Source organism: Pseudomonas sp. LBUM1669, from assembly GCF_059695705.1.
The window spans coordinates 6,013,437-6,029,403 of record NZ_CP166784.1; the positions used below are offsets into that span (position 1 = coordinate 6,013,437).

Annotated in this window: 13 protein-coding genes; 4 read left to right on the top strand and 9 right to left on the bottom strand. The window is 61.6% G+C overall.

All coding sequences use genetic code 11. The features are described 5' to 3' along the window. The first annotated feature begins 182 nt into the window (after positions 1-182). The gene (locus ACA051_RS28010; protein ID WP_497372716.1) at positions 183-1,574 is read left to right on the top strand and encodes an L-cystine transporter; all 1,392 of its coding nucleotides are present in this window, start codon (positions 183-185) and stop codon (positions 1,572-1,574) included. 120 nt (positions 1,575-1,694) lie between these two features. Here ACA051_RS28010 and ACA051_RS28015 read toward each other — a convergent pair whose 3' ends face one another. Further along, positions 1,695-2,207, bottom strand: a complete 513-nt coding sequence (locus ACA051_RS28015; protein WP_497372718.1) for a dihydrofolate reductase — start codon at positions 2,205-2,207, stop codon at positions 1,695-1,697. 85 nt (positions 2,208-2,292) lie between these two features. Between ACA051_RS28015 and ACA051_RS28020 the strand changes: the two genes are divergently transcribed. Both ACA051_RS28020 and ACA051_RS28025 read left to right on the top strand, forming a co-directional pair. After that, positions 2,293-3,672 carry a DUF2868 domain-containing protein gene (locus tag ACA051_RS28020; RefSeq protein WP_497372720.1) on the top strand — a complete coding sequence of 460 codons (1,380 nt, stop codon included), beginning with the start codon at positions 2,293-2,295 and terminating at the stop codon, positions 3,670-3,672. Further along, positions 3,665-5,041 (top strand): GTPase/DUF3482 domain-containing protein, encoded by a 1,377-nt coding sequence (locus ACA051_RS28025; RefSeq protein ID WP_497372722.1) that lies wholly within the window; start codon positions 3,665-3,667, stop codon positions 5,039-5,041. The genes ACA051_RS28020 and ACA051_RS28025 overlap by 8 nt, the downstream gene beginning before the upstream one ends. Positions 5,042-5,185: 144 nt before the next feature. On the opposite strand, the gene ACA051_RS28030 is transcribed toward ACA051_RS28025, so the two are convergent. From ACA051_RS28030 to ACA051_RS28060, 7 genes are all read right to left on the bottom strand, one after another. After that, positions 5,186-5,743, bottom strand: a complete 558-nt coding sequence (locus ACA051_RS28030) for a phosphonate degradation HD-domain oxygenase (RefSeq protein ID WP_497306181.1) — start codon at positions 5,741-5,743, stop codon at positions 5,186-5,188. Further along, positions 5,743-6,876: a TIGR03364 family FAD-dependent oxidoreductase gene (locus ACA051_RS28035; protein WP_497372724.1), complete on the bottom strand. Its 1,134-nt coding sequence runs from the start codon at positions 6,874-6,876 to the stop codon at positions 5,743-5,745. Before ACA051_RS28035 ends, ACA051_RS28030 begins: the two co-directional genes overlap by 1 nt. A 123-nt stretch (positions 6,877-6,999) precedes the next feature. Next, a complete protein-coding gene (locus tag ACA051_RS28040; RefSeq protein ID WP_497306184.1) occupies positions 7,000-8,025 on the bottom strand; it encodes a putative 2-aminoethylphosphonate ABC transporter substrate-binding protein in 1,026 nt (341 codons plus the stop codon). A 57-nt stretch (positions 8,026-8,082) separates the two neighbouring features. Then, entirely contained in the window at positions 8,083-9,807 is a 1,725-nt protein-coding gene (locus ACA051_RS28045; RefSeq protein WP_497306185.1) for a putative 2-aminoethylphosphonate ABC transporter permease subunit, read from the bottom strand. After that, on the bottom strand, positions 9,807-10,883 hold the full coding sequence (locus ACA051_RS28050; protein ID WP_010466754.1) for a putative 2-aminoethylphosphonate ABC transporter ATP-binding protein: 1,077 nt from the start codon (positions 10,881-10,883) through the stop codon (positions 9,807-9,809). Before ACA051_RS28050 ends, ACA051_RS28045 begins: the two co-directional genes overlap by 1 nt. A 231-nt stretch (positions 10,884-11,114) precedes the next feature. Next, positions 11,115-11,978 (bottom strand): LysR family transcriptional regulator, encoded by an 864-nt coding sequence (locus ACA051_RS28055; protein ID WP_497372726.1) that lies wholly within the window; start codon positions 11,976-11,978, stop codon positions 11,115-11,117. A gap of 16 nt (positions 11,979-11,994) precedes the next feature. After that, a complete protein-coding gene (locus ACA051_RS28060) occupies positions 11,995-14,298 on the bottom strand; it encodes a heavy metal translocating P-type ATPase (RefSeq protein WP_497372728.1) in 2,304 nt (767 codons plus the stop codon). A gap of 84 nt (positions 14,299-14,382) precedes the next feature. Here ACA051_RS28060 and cadR point away from each other — a divergent pair, with 84 nt between their 5' ends. Beyond that, positions 14,383-14,832, top strand: coding sequence for a Cd(II)/Pb(II)-responsive transcriptional regulator (gene cadR, locus ACA051_RS28065; RefSeq protein WP_497306190.1), 450 nt, complete (start codon positions 14,383-14,385; stop codon positions 14,830-14,832). 127 nt (positions 14,833-14,959) lie between these two features. On the opposite strand, the gene ACA051_RS28070 is transcribed toward cadR, so the two are convergent. Beyond that, positions 14,960-15,931, bottom strand: coding sequence for a thymidylate synthase (locus ACA051_RS28070; RefSeq protein ID WP_497372730.1), 972 nt, complete (start codon positions 15,929-15,931; stop codon positions 14,960-14,962). Positions 15,932-15,967 lie beyond the last annotated feature (36 nt).

A 15,967-nucleotide genomic window follows, 5' to 3' on the forward strand; every position in this document is an offset into this window, starting at 1 on the left:
CTGCCAGCGACCGCTCACGTCCCTTTCGCGCCAAATGCATCCCCGACAGCGACACCGACTTATTCCAAAAACGACAGTTATCAGACTTTTTTGATATTAAATCATTGGAAATCAAGCTGTTAGGCTTGCCGGTTCGCAGCTGCCCCGGAAGGTGGCTGGCACAAGTCACTTTCGGAGTTCTCATGAATCTGCCGCTGATCCTCAATCTGCTGGTGTTTCTCGCGTTACTGTTGGGCCTCGCGCAAACCCGTCACACCACCTGGAGCCTGGCGAAAAAAGTCTTGCTCGCCTTGGTGTTGGGCGTGGTGTTCGGTGTCGCTTTGCACACGATTTACGGTGCCGGCAACCCGGTACTGAAGGCCTCGATCGGCTGGTTCGATCTGGTAGGCAACGGTTACGTGCAGTTGCTGCAAATGATCGTCATCCCGCTGGTGTTCGCCTCGATCCTCAGCGCCGTGGCCCGTCTGCACAATGCGTCGTCGCTGGGCAAGATCAGCTTCCTGACCATCGGCACGCTGCTGTTCACCACCGCCATCGCAGCGCTGATCGGTATCGGCCTGACCAACCTGTTTGGCCTGACCGCTGAAGGCCTGGTGGCCGGCACCCAGGAAATGGCGCGCCTGCAAACCATCCAGACCGACTATGCAGGCAAGGTCGCTGACCTGAATGTGCCGCAGCTGCTGCTGTCGTTCATTCCGCAAAACCCGTTCGCCGACCTCGCCCGCGCCAAACCGACGTCGATCATCAGCGTGGTGATCTTCGCAGCGTTCCTCGGTGTCGCTGCCCTGCAATTGCTCAAGGATGATGTCGAGAAAGGTCAGAAAGTGATCAACGCCATCGACACCCTGCAAGCCTGGGTGATGCGTCTGGTGCGTCTGGTGATGAAGCTGACCCCCTACGGCGTCTTGGCGCTGATGACCAAAGTTGTCGCCGGTTCCAACTTGCAAGACATCATCAAGCTCGGCAGTTTTGTGGTGGTTTCCTACATCGGCCTGGGCCTGATGTTTGTGGTCCATGGCCTGCTGGTGTCGGCGGCCGGGATCAACCCGCTGCGGTTCTTCCGCAAGATCTGGCCGGTGCTGACGTTCGCGTTCACCAGCCGCTCCAGCGCTGCGACGATTCCACTGAGCATCGAAGCGCAGACCAGCCGCTTGGGCATCCCGCAATCCATTGCCAGTTTCGCCGCTTCGTTCGGCGCGACCATTGGCCAGAACGGCTGTGCCGGCCTGTACCCAGCGATGTTGGCGGTGATGGTGGCGCCCACGGTCGGCATCAACCCGCTGGACCCGCTGTGGATCGCGACGCTGGTGGCGATTGTGACCTTGAGTTCGGCCGGTGTGGCGGGCGTGGGTGGTGGTGCGACGTTTGCCGCGCTGATCGTGCTGCCGGCGATGGGCTTGCCGGTGTCATTGGTGGCGTTGCTGATTTCGGTTGAACCGCTGATCGATATGGGCCGCACGGCGTTGAACGTGAGTGGGTCAATGACCGCCGGGGCGATTACCAGCCAGATCATGCAACAGACGGATAAAGAGCTGTTGGAAGCGGATGAGCATTCGGAGTTGGCTCACGCTTAACCCGTTCAGCGACTGAGCGGGCCTCTTCGCGGGCAAGCCTCGCTCCTACAGGATTTGTGTCGTACGCAATTTTCGCGATCAACACAAATCCTGTAGGAGCGAGGCTTGCCCGCGAAGCTTTTAGACTTTCTCCCACACCTCAAAGCTGTACGCCGGCTTGTCATCGACGGCCGGATTCGGGGTGTTGGACACCAATGTCCACTGCGTCAAATCAAACTCCGGAAACCACGCATCTCCCTCCGGGCTCAACGCCACGCGCGTCAAATACAACCGATCCGCCTGAGCCAACCCCTGCGCATACAACTGTGCGCCGCCAATCAGCATCACCTCATCGACGCCCTGCTCGTTCGCCCATTCCTGCGCGCGAACCACGGCCGCCTCCAGCGACGGATAAACTTCCGCGCCTTCCAGCACCAGGTCCGCCTGACGGCTGACCACGATGTTCAATCGGCCCGGCAGCGGACGACCGAGGGAATCCCAGGTCTTGCGACCCATGATGATCGGCTTGCCGAGAGTGGTGGCCTTGAAGTATTTGAAGTCCCCCGGCAAGTGCCAGGGCATGCTGTTGTCGACGCCGATCACACGGTTTTCACCGAGGGCTGCGATCAGGCTGAGGGGGAGTGATTTAGTCATGACGGCGAGGATACCAGAGCCTCCCGTACCCCGATAAGCGCCACAGCGGTTATGCTCACAGCTCATTTGAGCGACGGGATGGCGCGTGACTGAACTGACTCCACTGCAAAACCTCTGGCTGACCGAGACGGTGCGCCTGCGTGAAGAACACGCCGGCCCCCTGGATGATCTGGAAGCCAACCGACTGGCCCGCGGTGCCGGCGGCGACTTGCCGACGCGGATTCAGCGCCGGGCGGTGTGGCTGGCCGAGCGTGACGGCTTGGCCGACGCGCTAACGCATTGGCTGCAAGGCGCGCGACTGGCACTGATCGTCATGGCGGTGCTGGCCATCGTCAGCGGCGCCGGCCTGGCGTTTGCCGCACTGGGTGACGGTCAGACCCCGGTGAATGTGTTCTGGGCCCTGGGCAGTCTGCTTGGGCTCAATCTGATTCTGCTGTTGAGCTGGGCGTTGGGCCTGGTGTTTGCCGGTGAACACGGCGCCAGCCTTGGACGCTTGTGGCTGTGGCTCAGCGAAAAACTCGCTCGCGATGCCAAAGCTGCGCAACTGGCGCCGGCCCTGCTGCTGTTATTGCAGCGACGCAAACTCAATCGCTGGGCGATCGGCGTGTTGGTCAACGGCTTATGGTTGCTGGCGATGCTCAGCGCCTTGGCGATGTTGCTGACGTTAATGGCGACCCGGCGTTACGGCTTTGTCTGGGAAACCACCCTTCTTAGCGGCGACACCTTCGTCGCCATGACCCAAACCCTCGGCGCCCTGCCGGCCTTGCTCGGTTTCAGCGTGCCCAGCGTGGAGATGATCCGCGCCAGTGGCGATGCTGCGCTGAACATCGAAAGCGCCCGCCAAGCATGGGCGGCATGGCTGGTGGGCGTGTTGCTGGTCTACGGCGTGTTGCCGCGTCTGTTGCTGGTGCTGTTCTGTCGGTGGCGCTGGTCATCCGGCCAAACCACTTTGCGCCTGGATTTGAATCTGCCCGGTTATGCCCAGTTGCGCGAACGCCTGATGCCCACCAGCGAACGCCTCGGCATCAGCGATGCGGCGCCTGCACAACTGCATCGTGTCGAAAGCGGTGTCAGTGAACAGCAAAGCGACGGCGCGTTGCTGGTGGCCATCGAGCTGGACGATCAACGCCCGTGGCCGCCGCAGCTGCCGAAAACCGTGAACAACGCCGGCATCCTCGACAGCCGCGAATCGCGCAACAAACTGCTCGAACAGCTGAGTCGTTTTCCCCCGGCACGCTTGGCGATTGCCTGCGATCCGCGTCGCTCACCGGACCGTGGCAGCCTGGCGCTGATCGCCGAACTGGCGCGCAATGCCGCCGCCACCCGTGTCTGGCTGCTGCAAGCGCCGCCCGGCGAAGCACTGGATGCCGAACGCCTCGGCGACTGGCACGTGGCGCTGCAACAGCTGGACCTGCCGTTCGCCGATTGTGTGCCCGTGAACTGGCTGGAGACCGGCCATGACTAACACTTGGAAAGCCCCCTTGAAGCTGGCCGTGGTCGGCCACACCAACGTCGGCAAAACCTCGTTGCTGCGCACGCTCACCCGGGATGTCGGTTTCGGTGAAGTGTCCCATCGCCCGAGCACCACCCGCCATGTCGAAGGCGCGCGGTTGTCGGTGGACGGCGAGCCGTTGCTCGATCTCTACGACACGCCTGGCCTTGAAGATGCCATTGCCCTGCTCGACTACCTCGAACGCCTGGAACGCCCCGGCGAACGCCTCGACGGCCCGGCCCGGCTGGCCCGATTCCTCGAGGGCAGCGAAGCCCGGCAGCGTTTTGAACAGGAAGCCAAAGTGCTGCGCCAATTGCTCGCCTCGGACGCCGGTCTCTATGTGATCGACGCTCGGGAGCCGGTCCTGGCCAAGTACCGCGACGAACTGGAAGTGCTGGCCAGTTGCGGCAAACCGCTGCTGCCGGTGCTGAATTTCGTCAGCAGCGCCAGCCATCGGGAACCGGATTGGCGTGAAGCCCTGGCACGCTTGGGCCTGCATGCCCTGGTGCGTTTCGACAGCGTTGCACCGCCCGAAGATGGCGAACGTCGACTCTATGAAAGCCTCGCCTTGCTGCTGGAAAACTCCCGCGCACAATTGGAGCGCCTGATCGCCGATCAACAGGCCCAACGCTTGGCCCGCCAACACAGTGCGGCGCGATTAATTGCCGAGTTACTGATCGATTGCGCCGCGTGCCGGCGCAGTGTGGTCAGCGAAGCCGAGCAAGAACAGCAGGCGATCAGCGAACTGCGCAAAGCCGTTCGCCAACGGGAGCAACGCTGCGTTGAAGCCTTGCTCAAGCTCTACGCCTTCCGTCCACAGGACGCGGCGGCCAGTGATCTGCCGCTGCTCGATGGCCGTTGGGGCGACGATTTGTTCAACCCGGAAACCCTCAAGCAACTCGGCGTTCGGGTCGGTGGCGGCATCGCGGCCGGCGCGGCGGCCGGTGCCGGGGTGGATTTGCTGGTGGGCGGCCTGACCCTCGGCGCGGCGGCACTGGCCGGCGCAATTGCCGGCGGCGCCCTGCAAACCGCCCGCAGTTATGGCAGCCGGTTGATGGGCAAGATCAGAGGTCAGCGAGAATTGACGGTCGACGACAGCGTGCTGCGGCTGTTGGCGTTGCGTCAGCGGCAATTGCTGCAAGCGCTGAATGCCCGTGGGCATGCGGCGCTGGACAGCATCCAGGTGGCCACGCCACAGGACAAGACCTGGCGCGAAGGCAAACTGCCCGAAGCCCTGAACAAGGCCCGGGCACATCCGCAGTGGTCGTCGCTCAATCCTCATCCCAAGTTGAGTCAGGCAGAAAGGCAGGAGCAGGTTGAGGTGTTGGCGCAGCAGTTGTAAACCTTGGCAATTGTGGTGTCCGGGCTGGCCCCTTCGCGAGCAGGCTCGCTCCCACAGGATTTGTGGTGGACACAAGTTCTGTAGTCACTACGGAACCTGTGGGAGCGGGCTTGCTCGCGAAGGCGGCGCCTCGGTTTCGAGCCGTTACGCAGCCAACAGCCGCAACGCCTTGTCCTTCAAGACACCCAGATCAATCACCGGCACCCACATCTCCTTGGCCAACTCATCCCACTGGCGCATCCGCAAACTGACCTTGCATAACGGATCCTTCTCGAAGGCTTCAGCCTCTTCCGCGGTCATCACCCCGCCCTGATATTCCAGGGTCCGGCGGCTGGCTTCGCTCAATCGCTCGTAATACCCGGGCTCTTCAAGCGTCAGATAACGCTTGGCCTGGACGTGGTATTCCACCAGCCGCGCCAGGCGCTCGCTGAAACCGGCCAGACGCAAATAATCCGCACCCAACCGTTCGTGGCTGACCACACCGAAGCCGCCCATGTTCTGCGCGCTCTCGCCACAGATATGGCCGATGTCATGGAAGAACGCGGCCAGCACCACTTCATCATCAAAGCCTTCTGCCATGGCCAACTCTGCGGCCTGGGACATGTGTTCGATCTGCGACACCGGTTCGCCGATGTAGTCGGCGTCACCAAAGCGCTCGTACAAACCGAACACTTCGGCGATCACTTGTTCATGACGCTCCATCAACTTTCCCCCAACAACTGCGCAACGTTGCGTTCGGCCATCGCCGGCCCGACGCTCATGCCGACACCGGTGTGCATCAGGGCCACGCTCACACCCGGCATCGGCCGCAAGAACGAGAACGGCCCCGGCCCCCGCGAACCATAGACACCCTGCCAGCGTTCGACCACCTGCACCCTGCAACCCAGCGTTTGTTCAGCGAGTTCGATCATCCAGTCATCGACCTGCTCGGCATTGAACGGCGATGGATCGCGGCCGTAATGGTGCGAGTCGCCGATGATCAACTCACCGTAAGGCGTCGGGCTGATCAGCAGGTGGATGCCGTTTTCGTGCAAGTGCGGTGCCTCGCGCAGAATTTGCGCCTGCACCGCCGCCGCTTCCGGCAGATCGGCGAAGGCGCCGTAATGCACGCAACTCAAACCGGTGAGCAATGCGTGTTGCAGATTGAGGTTGATCTGCGGTCGGGTGCGGAGCATTTGCAGGCGGCAGATTTGCGGGTTGAGTTCGGCGATCGGCTCGGCCAGCAGCGTCTGATAATCGTGGCCGGAACAGACGATGATCTGCTCGGCGCTGAAGGATCCAGCGGTGCTGTGCAAGCGGCCGGGCTCGATGTCGCGCACCAGTGTGGAGAAGTGAAACGTGACGCCGAGTTCACGGCGCAGATAGTCGATCAGCGCTGGAATCGCTTCACGGGAATACAGTTGCTGATCGTCCATGCCGTGCAACGCGGCACGGTGATGGATGAACTGACCGCCGTACAGATCGCGCAATGCAGCACCGCGCAGTAATTCGACGCGGTAACCGTGTTCCACGGCGCGGCCGGTGCAGAAAGCTTCCAGCAGGTGTTCTTCGGCTTCGTTGCGGGCGAACAAATATGAGCCGTTGCGCTTGAGTTGCAGGCCGGCCAGTTGTGCCCATTGGCCCCAGATGTCACGGCTGGCCCTGGCCAGCTCGAGCATCTGGCCCGGGGGTTGGCCGGTGACCAGTGCCTGACCGAAGTTGCGTACCGAGGCACCCAAAGGCGTTTCGCTGCGTTCGAAAACGGTGACTTTCTGACCGCGTCGGGCGGCGGCGTAAGCGTGGGAAAGGCCGAGGATGCCGGCGCCTACGATCAGCATGTCGTTGTGTTGTGTCATGAAGATAATCCCGCTTTTTGTGGCGAGGGAGCTTGCTCCCGCTGGGGCGCGTAGCGGCCCTGAAAATGGGCCTGCTGCGCAGTCCAGCGGGAGCAAGCTCCCTCGCCACAAGGTGTGAGTCAGTTACTTGGCAACCACTTTCTCGGACTTGCCGTCATAGCGCTTGCGCCACTCGGTGAGGATTTCGTCGCGATTCTTCGACGCCCAGGCGAAGTCGTTCTTGATCAAACGCTGCTCATAATCCGCCGGCAATTCAGTCTGTGGCTTGGCAATCCCCGGTTGAGCAAGCACCGCGAAGTTCTCTTTATAAAGCTCCATCGCCGCCGGGCTGGCAGAGAAGTCAGCCAGTTTCTTCGCGGCTTCTTCGTGCGGCGTGCCCTTGATGACAGCGGTCGCTTCGATCTCCCAGCCCAGGCCTTCCTTCGGCAGGATGATGTCCAGCGGCGCGCCCTGACGCTTCAGCTGAACCGCCGGGTACTCAAAGGAAATCCCGATCGGGAACTCACCCGCCGCCGCCAATTTGCATGGTTTGGAACCGGAGTGAACGTACTGGCCGATGTTCTGGTGCAGGTCGTCCATGTACTGCCAGCCTTGTTTCTCGCCGAAGGTTTGCAGCCAGGCGCTGACGTCGAGGAAACCGGTGCCGGACGAGGCCGGGTTGGGCATCACGATCTTGCCTTTGTACTCAGGCTTGGTCAGGTCCTGCCAGCTCACGGGCTTGGTCAAACCCTGCTTTTCGGCTTCGACGGTGTTGAAGCAAATGGTCGCGGCCCAGACGTCCATGCCGACCCACGCTGGCGGGTTGGCGGCGTCGCGGTAGTTGCCTCCGATCTTGCCCAGGTCCTTCGGCGCATAGCTTTGCAGCATGCCTTGCTGATCGAGAATCGCCAGGCTCGACGCCGCCAGGCCCCAGACGGCATCAGCCTGTGGGCGGGCTTTTTCCGCCAGCAACTTCGCGGTGATGATCCCGGTGGAATCGCGCACCCACTTGATCTCAATGTCCGGGTTGGCCTTTTCGAAGGCTTCTTTGTAGGTCTTCAGTTGTTCGGCTTCGAGGGCGGTGTACACCGTCAACTCGGTTTGCGCCGCAAAGGCGTTCAGGCTGAAAGCGGTGAGGACAGCAGCGGCCAGGGCCATAGGCTTGAACATGATCTTTTCCTGTTTGAGTTGAGGGCTTTTGGGTTGAGGGCTTTTATGGGGACAGATTTATTTACCAGGAGCGGTCTGCCGCCAGGCCTGGGAACGGCGCAGCAAACCGCGCGAAGCCCAGGCCAGCAGCAGGGACACGCCCGCCGAGGTGAACAGAATCAGGGTCGACATCGCCGCCGCGCCGCCGACGTTGCCGGCGTCATCCATGTTCAGCACCGCCACCGCCGCGAGGATGGTGTCGGGGCTGTAGAGGAAGATCGCGGCTGAAACGGTGGTCATGGCCGAGACGAACAGGTAGCGCACGATGTCCAGCAGCGCCGGCAGGCAGATCGGCACGGTGACCCGCAGGTAATGCCGATATAGAGGCGCCTTGAGCGACAACGCGGCGGCTTCGAACTCGGCGTCGAGCTGGCGCAGCGCCGTGGTGGCCGTCATTTGCGCGGTGGTCAAATAGTGAGCAATGGTGCAGACCACCAGCAGGGTCATGGTCCCGTAGAGCACATGCAGCGGGTTGCCGGTCAGGTTGAAAAAGAAGACGTACCCCAGGCCCAGCACCAGCCCCGGCACCGCCATCGGTACGAAACTGAGCATGCGCAGGGTCAGGTTCAGTCCGCGCTGGCCCTTGGTTTTTTCCATCAGGTAGGCGCCGGTGAAGATCAGCACGCTGCCAATCAACGCCGTGCACAAGGCCATCTTCACGCTGTTGCCATAGGCCAGCCAGCCACCGCCCGCCGTATCGTTGAACTGGTAATGATTGAGCGACAGCGACAGGTTGTACGGCCAGAATTTCACCAGCGACGAATACACCGCCATGCCGAACACCAGCAGCAACACCGCGCAGATCAGCAACACGATGGCCAGGTAGCAGCCGTCCCGCCATTTCGACGGCGCCGGTTGAAACACCTGAGCCCGGCCGCTCATGGAGTCGCCGTGACGTCGACGCAACCAGGCATCTACCCCGAAACTGAACAGCGCCGGCAGCAGCAGGACCATGCCGATCAACGCGCCGCGCCCGAATTGTTGCTGACCGACCACCGCCTTGTAGGCTTCCAGCGCCAGCACTTGATAGTCGCCACCGACCACCACGGGCACGCCGAAGTCGGTGATGGTCAGGGTGAACACCAGACAGAACGCCGCGAACACGGCCTGACGGGTCGCCGGCCAGGTGATGCTGCGAAAGGCTTTGGCCGGACTGGCGCCCATGCTGGAGGCGGCATCGAACAGTCGCGCATCGGCCAGGGAAAGGGCCGACAGCAGAATCATCAACGCGTGTGGGAAGGTGTAGATGACCTCGCCGAGCACAATGCCCCAGAAGCCGTAGATATTGTCCGAGAGCAAACCACGCAACATGCCCTGATTGCCGAACAGATAGACCAGCGCAATCCCCGGCAGCATCGACGGTGCCATCAGCGGCAACAGCGAAATCCCGCGCCAGATACCTTTGCCGGGAATCAACGTGCGTTGCAATGCGTAGGCAAACAGGTAGGCCAGCGGTACGACAATCGCCGCGACGCTGAGGGACACTTTCAGGCTGTTGCCGAGCAACCAGTGGAAATTGGCGCTGGTCACCAATTCACGAGCGGCGACCCATCCACCGCCCTGCCCTGCTTCCGAACTGAAGCCGCGCCAGAAAATCGCCAGCAATGGCATCAACACCGCGAGGCCGAGCAACCCCAGTAAAAGGACTTTGCCGCCGACCACGAACACCCGGTCGCCGATCTCGGCACGGGAGGTCTGCCGAACCTGCTTGCGCGGTATCGGCAGCGCGATGTTCGCGCTCATCAGGCAAACACCTGCAGGCTGCGCGGCGGCAAGGCGACCATGATCTGCTGCGCGCCCAGACGCGGCATGGCTTCCGGCGCCAGTTCCGCCAGCAGCGCATGACCCGGCAGTTGATCGAGTTCGAAGCTCATGCGGCAGCGGTTGCCGAGGAAGGTGATCTCGCGGACCTTGGCCGGGAACAGGTTTTCTTCATGCACCGGCGGGTTGACGTTGATCGCTTCCGGGCGGCAGAACAGGCGGCCCGACGTGGTTTTAGCGCTGCCATCGGCCAGGCGCATGCTCATCCCGCCGACCTGGGCGTGGCTGTCGCTGCTGCGGCTGAATGGCAGCCAGTTACCCTGGCCGACAAACTCCGCCACAAACGGCGTGGCCGGGCGGTCGTAGATGTCCTGCGGCGTGGCGTACTGCTCGACCTTGCCGTTGTTCATCACGGCGATGCGGTCGGCCATCAGCATGGCCTCGTCCTGATTGTGCGTGACCATCAGGGTGGTGACGCCGAGGTTGCGCTGCAGTTGGCGCAATTCGGTGCACAGATGTTCGCGAACCCGGGCGTCGAGGGCCGACATGGGTTCATCCAGCAGCAACAACGAGGGCGCGGGCGCTAAGGCCCGAGCCAGCGCGACACGTTGCTGTTGACCACCGGACAGTTGGCCGGGGTACTTTTTCTCACTGCCGGTCAGGCCGACCAGTTCCAGCATCTGACCCACGCGCTTGCGCACTTCATCGCGACCGCTGCCGGCGAGGCCGTAGGCAATGTTCGCTTCGACCGTGAGATTGGGGAACAGGGCGTAGGACTGAAAGAGGATGCCGTAGTCCCGGGCCTGGGGTGCCAGGTGGGAAACGTCGCGATCGCCGAGGTACAACTCGCCGCTGTCCTGTTTCTCCAGGCCGGCGATGCAACGCAGCAGGGTGGTTTTGCCACAACCCGACGGGCCCAGCAGGCACACCAGCTCACCGGCCGCCACGTCGAGGGAAACATTGTCCAGCGCAGTGAAGGCGCCAAAGCGTTTCTGCACACCGCGCACCTTCATAGGGGCGCCGGGGTTGGTCAGGGCAGTTGCAATCGAGTGGTTCATGGACAGGCCTCATCAAGCAGATGAAGCCATCCTAGGTTTGTAATGCGTCCGTCATGTGGCAGTGAGGCAAAAACGGCTGATAGTGGTATTCAAGGATTTGTGTTCAAAGTTACAGCTGATGTGGCGATTGATCTGACGACTTCGCGGGCAAGCCTCGCTCCTACAGGTGATCGCATTTCCCTGTAGGAGCGAGGCTTGCCCGCGAAGAGGCCGGCACCGGCAACACAAAAATCAGGCCGGGGCCATTTCCTGCGCCAACCCCAGAAACGCCGCCGGCAGCCGTGCGCTTTTTCGCTCTTTGAGGCAATACAGATACTCGGGAATCTGCGGCGCATTCTCTATCGTCAGCACGCGCAATTGCGGGTCATGCGGCACTTCCTGTCGGGCAATGATGCTGATGCCGATGTTGCGCAGCACCGCCTCACGGATCGATTCACGGCTGCCAATTTCCAACAGCGGCCCGAAACTCACCCCCGCGCTGGCCAGCAACTCTTCGGTCAATCGCCGAGTGGTCGAGCCCGACTCGCGCATCAACAGGGTATGCCCGGCCAAGGCACTCAGAGGAACATGGTCGTGAACTGCCAGCGGATGATTGCGATGCACCGCCAACACCAGCGGATCGCTGCCGAGCACCCGCCGAATCAGCCGCGCATCGTCGAGCAACTGCGACGACGCTGCGACATCTACCCGGTAATCCTCCAGCGCTTCCAGCACTTGTTGGGAGTTGCCAATTTCCACCGACACTTCCACTTGCGGCAAGCGCTCGCGAAAGGTCTTCACCAAGTCGAGGATGTAATACGGCGCCGTCGCGGCGATACGTAACGTGCCCTGGACCTGGCCGCTGTTGCGCAGGAAAAACTCAATCTCGGCTTCCTGCTGCAATAGCGCCTTGACCATCGGCAACAACCGCGCGCCTTCATCGCTGACGCTGAGGCGGCGCCCACCCCGATAGAACAGTTCAACCGAGTACTGGCTTTCCAGATTGCGAATCTGGGTCGTTACGGTGGGTTGGCTCAGGCCGAGCTTTTTCGCCGCCAGGGTAATGCTGCCCAGGCGGGCAACCATGTAAAACGCCTTCAGCTCGGCACTCAGCACACCCGCTCCTCATCGCTTATTTGCGCAACAGGCGCAAACCGTTGAACACCACCAACAGGCTGACGCCCATGTCGGCAAATACCGCCATCCACATGGTGGCGATCCCGGCGAAGGTTACCCCAAGAAAGATCGCCTTGATGACCAAAGCGAGGGCGATGTTCTGTTTGAGGATGCTTGAGGTTTGCCGTGACAGCCGGATGAAGGTCGGGATCTTGCGCAGATCATCGTCCATCAGGGCGACATCGGCGGTTTCGATGGCGGCATCGGTGCCCGCAGCCGCCATGGCAAAACCGATCTCGGCTCGCGCCAGCGCCGGAGCGTCGTTGATGCCATCGCCGACCATGCCGACGTTATGGCCCTGTGCATAAAGGGCTTCGATGGCTTGCAGCTTGTCGGTCGGCAACAGATCGCCCTTGGCCTCGTCGATGCCGACTTGCGCGGCAATCGCCTGAGCGGTGTGGACGTTGTCGCCGGTCAGCATCAGGGTTTTGATGCCCAGGTCGTGCAGTTGCTGGATCGCTTCACGGCTGGACTCTTTGACCGTGTCGGCCACGGCGAACAGCGCCAACGGGCCGGACTTGTCGAGCAACAGCACCACGGACTTGCCCTGTTTTTCCAGCGCAAACAGCTTCTCTTCCAGCTCGGGCGAGCAAAGGTTCAGCTCTTCCACCAGACGATGGTTGCCCAAGTGGTAGACCTGGCCGTTGATTTCCCCGCGTACACCGCGACCCGCCAGCGCTTCAAAGTTATCCACAACCAGTGTCGCGAATTGTTTATCCACAGCCGCATTGGCAATGGCCAGCGACACCGGGTGATCCGAGCGACCGGCCAGCGCTGCCGCAATCGCCGGGGCGGTTTCGTCAGCGGTTGGATCAAGCGACAAATAATCGGTCTGCACCGGTTTGCCGTGAGTGATCGTGCCGGTCTTGTCCAACGCCAGGTAATCGAGCTTGTAACCGCCCTCCAGATAAACACCGCCCTTCACCAGGATGCCTTTTCGCGCCGCCGCCGCGAGGCCGCTGACGATGGTCACCGGGGTAGAGATAACCAGTGCGCACGGACAGGCAACGACCAGCAACACCAACGCCCGGTAGATCCAGTCGAACCACAATGCGCCCATGAACAGCGGCGGAATGACCGCTACGGCCAAGGCAAAGATGAATACAGCCGGGGTGTAGATTTTCGAAAACTGATCGACGAAACGCTGGGTCGGCGCCCGTGCGCCCTGTGCCTGCTCCACGGCGTGGATGATCCGCGCCAGAGTCGAGTTATTGGCCGCAGCAGTGACGGAATATTCCAGAGAACCTGCCTGGTTGATGGTGCCGGCGAAGACCTTATCGCCCACCGTCTTCTCGATCGGCAGACTTTCGCCGGTGATCGGCGCCTGATCGATGGTCGAACTGCCCGACACGACTTCGCCGTCCAAGCCAATCCGCTCGCCGGGACGCACCCGCACTCGTGCACCGAGTTCGATGGTTTTGACGTCTTGCTCGACCCAACGGCCGTCGGCTTGCTGCACCGTGGCCTGTTCCGGGGCCATCTGCATCAGGCCGCCAATGGCGTTGCGCGCCCGGTCCAGCGACTTGGCTTCGATCAACTCGGCCACGGTGAACAGGAACATCACCATCGCCGCTTCCGGCCATTGCCCGATCAGAATCGCGCCGGTCACCGCGATGCTCATCAAGGCGTTGATGTTCAGGTTGAGGTTCTTGAGTGCGATCCAGCCTTTCTTATAAGTGGTGAGGCCGCCACTGAGGATCGAAATCAGCGCGATGATCGCCACCACCCAGTCCGGCGCGGCGTTGGTGAAGTGGATCACTTCTGCCGCCAGCGCACCCACGCCGGACAGCGCCAGGGGCCACCAGTGCTTTTTCTCGGGGATCGGCGCTGGCGCTTCGGTGCCCTGCTCCATCGGTTCGGCCACCATGCCCAGCGACTTGATCGCCTCGATAATCGGCGCAGTGCTCGGCAGGTCATGGGTCACGCCCAGGACTCGATTGATCAGGTTGAATTCCAGTTGCTGCACACCTGCCAGCTTGCCCAGTTTGTTCTGGATCAGCGTCTGCTCGGTCGGGCAGTCCATGGCGTCGATGCGGAAGCTGCTCAGCCGGGCGCCGTCGGTCGGCGTGTCGCTCAACTTGATCAGCGAAGGCGCTGCCGCCTTGGAGGAACAGCAGGAATCGCCGTGCCCGCCATGGTCATGCTTCTGCACAGGCTGCAGCTTGTGGCTGTGATCGTGATCGTGATCGTGATCGTGATCGTGATCGTGATCGTGATCGTGATCAGCCTCGGGTTTGTGGGTGTGAAGGGAATCGCTCATTGGTTGCGTCCATGAAGGTGCCTGTTGCCAAGTAAAGACCCTGTAGCCACTATAGGGTCAAGCACCCTTTTGGAGATTGCCGTCATGAAGATCGGAGAACTGGCGAAACTCACCGACTGCGCCGTCGAAACCATCCGCTATTACGAGCGCGAAAGCCTGCTGCCGGAACCGGCCCGCAGCGACGGCAACTACCGTGTCTACACCCAGGCCCACGCCGAACGCCTGACCTTCATCCGCAACTGCCGGACCCTCGACATGACCCTCGAAGAGATCCGCAGTCTGCTGGCCTTGCGCGACAGTCCGCAGGATCAGTGTGAAAGTGTGAATGCGTTGATCGACGAGCATATCCATCACGTGAAGGCGCGGATCGATGGGTTGTTGGCGTTGCAGGCACAACTGCTCGACCTGCGCCAACGCTGTGGCGAGGGGCCGGACATTGATCAGTGCGGGATTTTGCAGCGGCTGGAAGTGAGTGGCGGGGTTGTGGCGACGGAAGTCGAGCATTCCCATGTCGGCCGCAGCCACGGCCACTAAGCACACCATAAAACCAAATGTGGGAGCGAGCCTGCTCGTGATGGCGGCCTGACAGACAACATCAATGCTGAATGTCAGGGCCCCATCGCGAGCAGGCTCGCTCCCACATTAAGTCAGCGGTGGTTCTTTAGACCGCCATCGGCGCGGTCATCGGTGGGTGATGCTCATAACCCTCAAGCGAGAAATCGCTCGGCTCGATCAACTCCAGCCACTCCGGCTGATAAACACCGGTCTTGGCAAACTCCGGCACACGGTCACTGATCACCAGTTTCGGCATCGGGAACGGCTCGCGCTTGAGCTGTTCGTTGAGCATGTCCAAATGGTTTTCGTAAACGTGGGCATCACCAATGAAATAGGTGAACCAGCGCGGTGTGTAGCCGGTCAGTCGGCCGATCAGGCTCAGCAGCGCGGCGCCTTCGGTGAGGTTGAACGGCGTGCCCAGGCCCAGGTCGTTGGAGCGGATGTAGAGCGTCAGGGAGATTTCCTTGGTCTCGACATTCGGGTGGAACTGGTACAGCAGATGGCACGGCGGCAAGGCCATTTCATCGAGCTGCGCCACGTTCCAGCCGTGGAACAGGATACGGCGGCTGCCCGGGTCCTTGATGATGGTGTCAACGCACTGGCGGATCTGGTCGATCGCCTTGTACAGCACCACGTAGGCCTGGCCGTCTTCTTCGCCTTCGGCGATTTGGCGGTAGCCTTGGCTCAGGGTCTGTTCGATGGCGGCCTGGTTGCTGACCGGGATCTGCTTGTACGCCGGCCATTTGCGCCATTGCACGCCGTAGATTTCGCCAAGGTCGTCTTCACCCTGACGGAACGGATTGGCCAGCCATTGCGCGTTTTCGTTGGCGTTCTGATCCCAGACCTTGCAGCCCAGCTCGCGGAATTCGGCGGCGTTGTTCACGCCCCGCAGGAAACCACACATCTCGCCGATGGCCGATTTGAAGGCCATCTTGCGCGTGGTGATCGCCGGAAAACCTTCTTTCAGGTCATAACGCAGCATCGCGCCCGGAAAGCTGATGGTGTTCACGCCGGTGCGGTTGGCCTGTTTGGTGCCGTTCTTGATGACGTGGGCGACCAGTTCGAGATATTGCTTCATGAGTTACCTGTGTCCTTGAACCCGGGGTCGTCACCC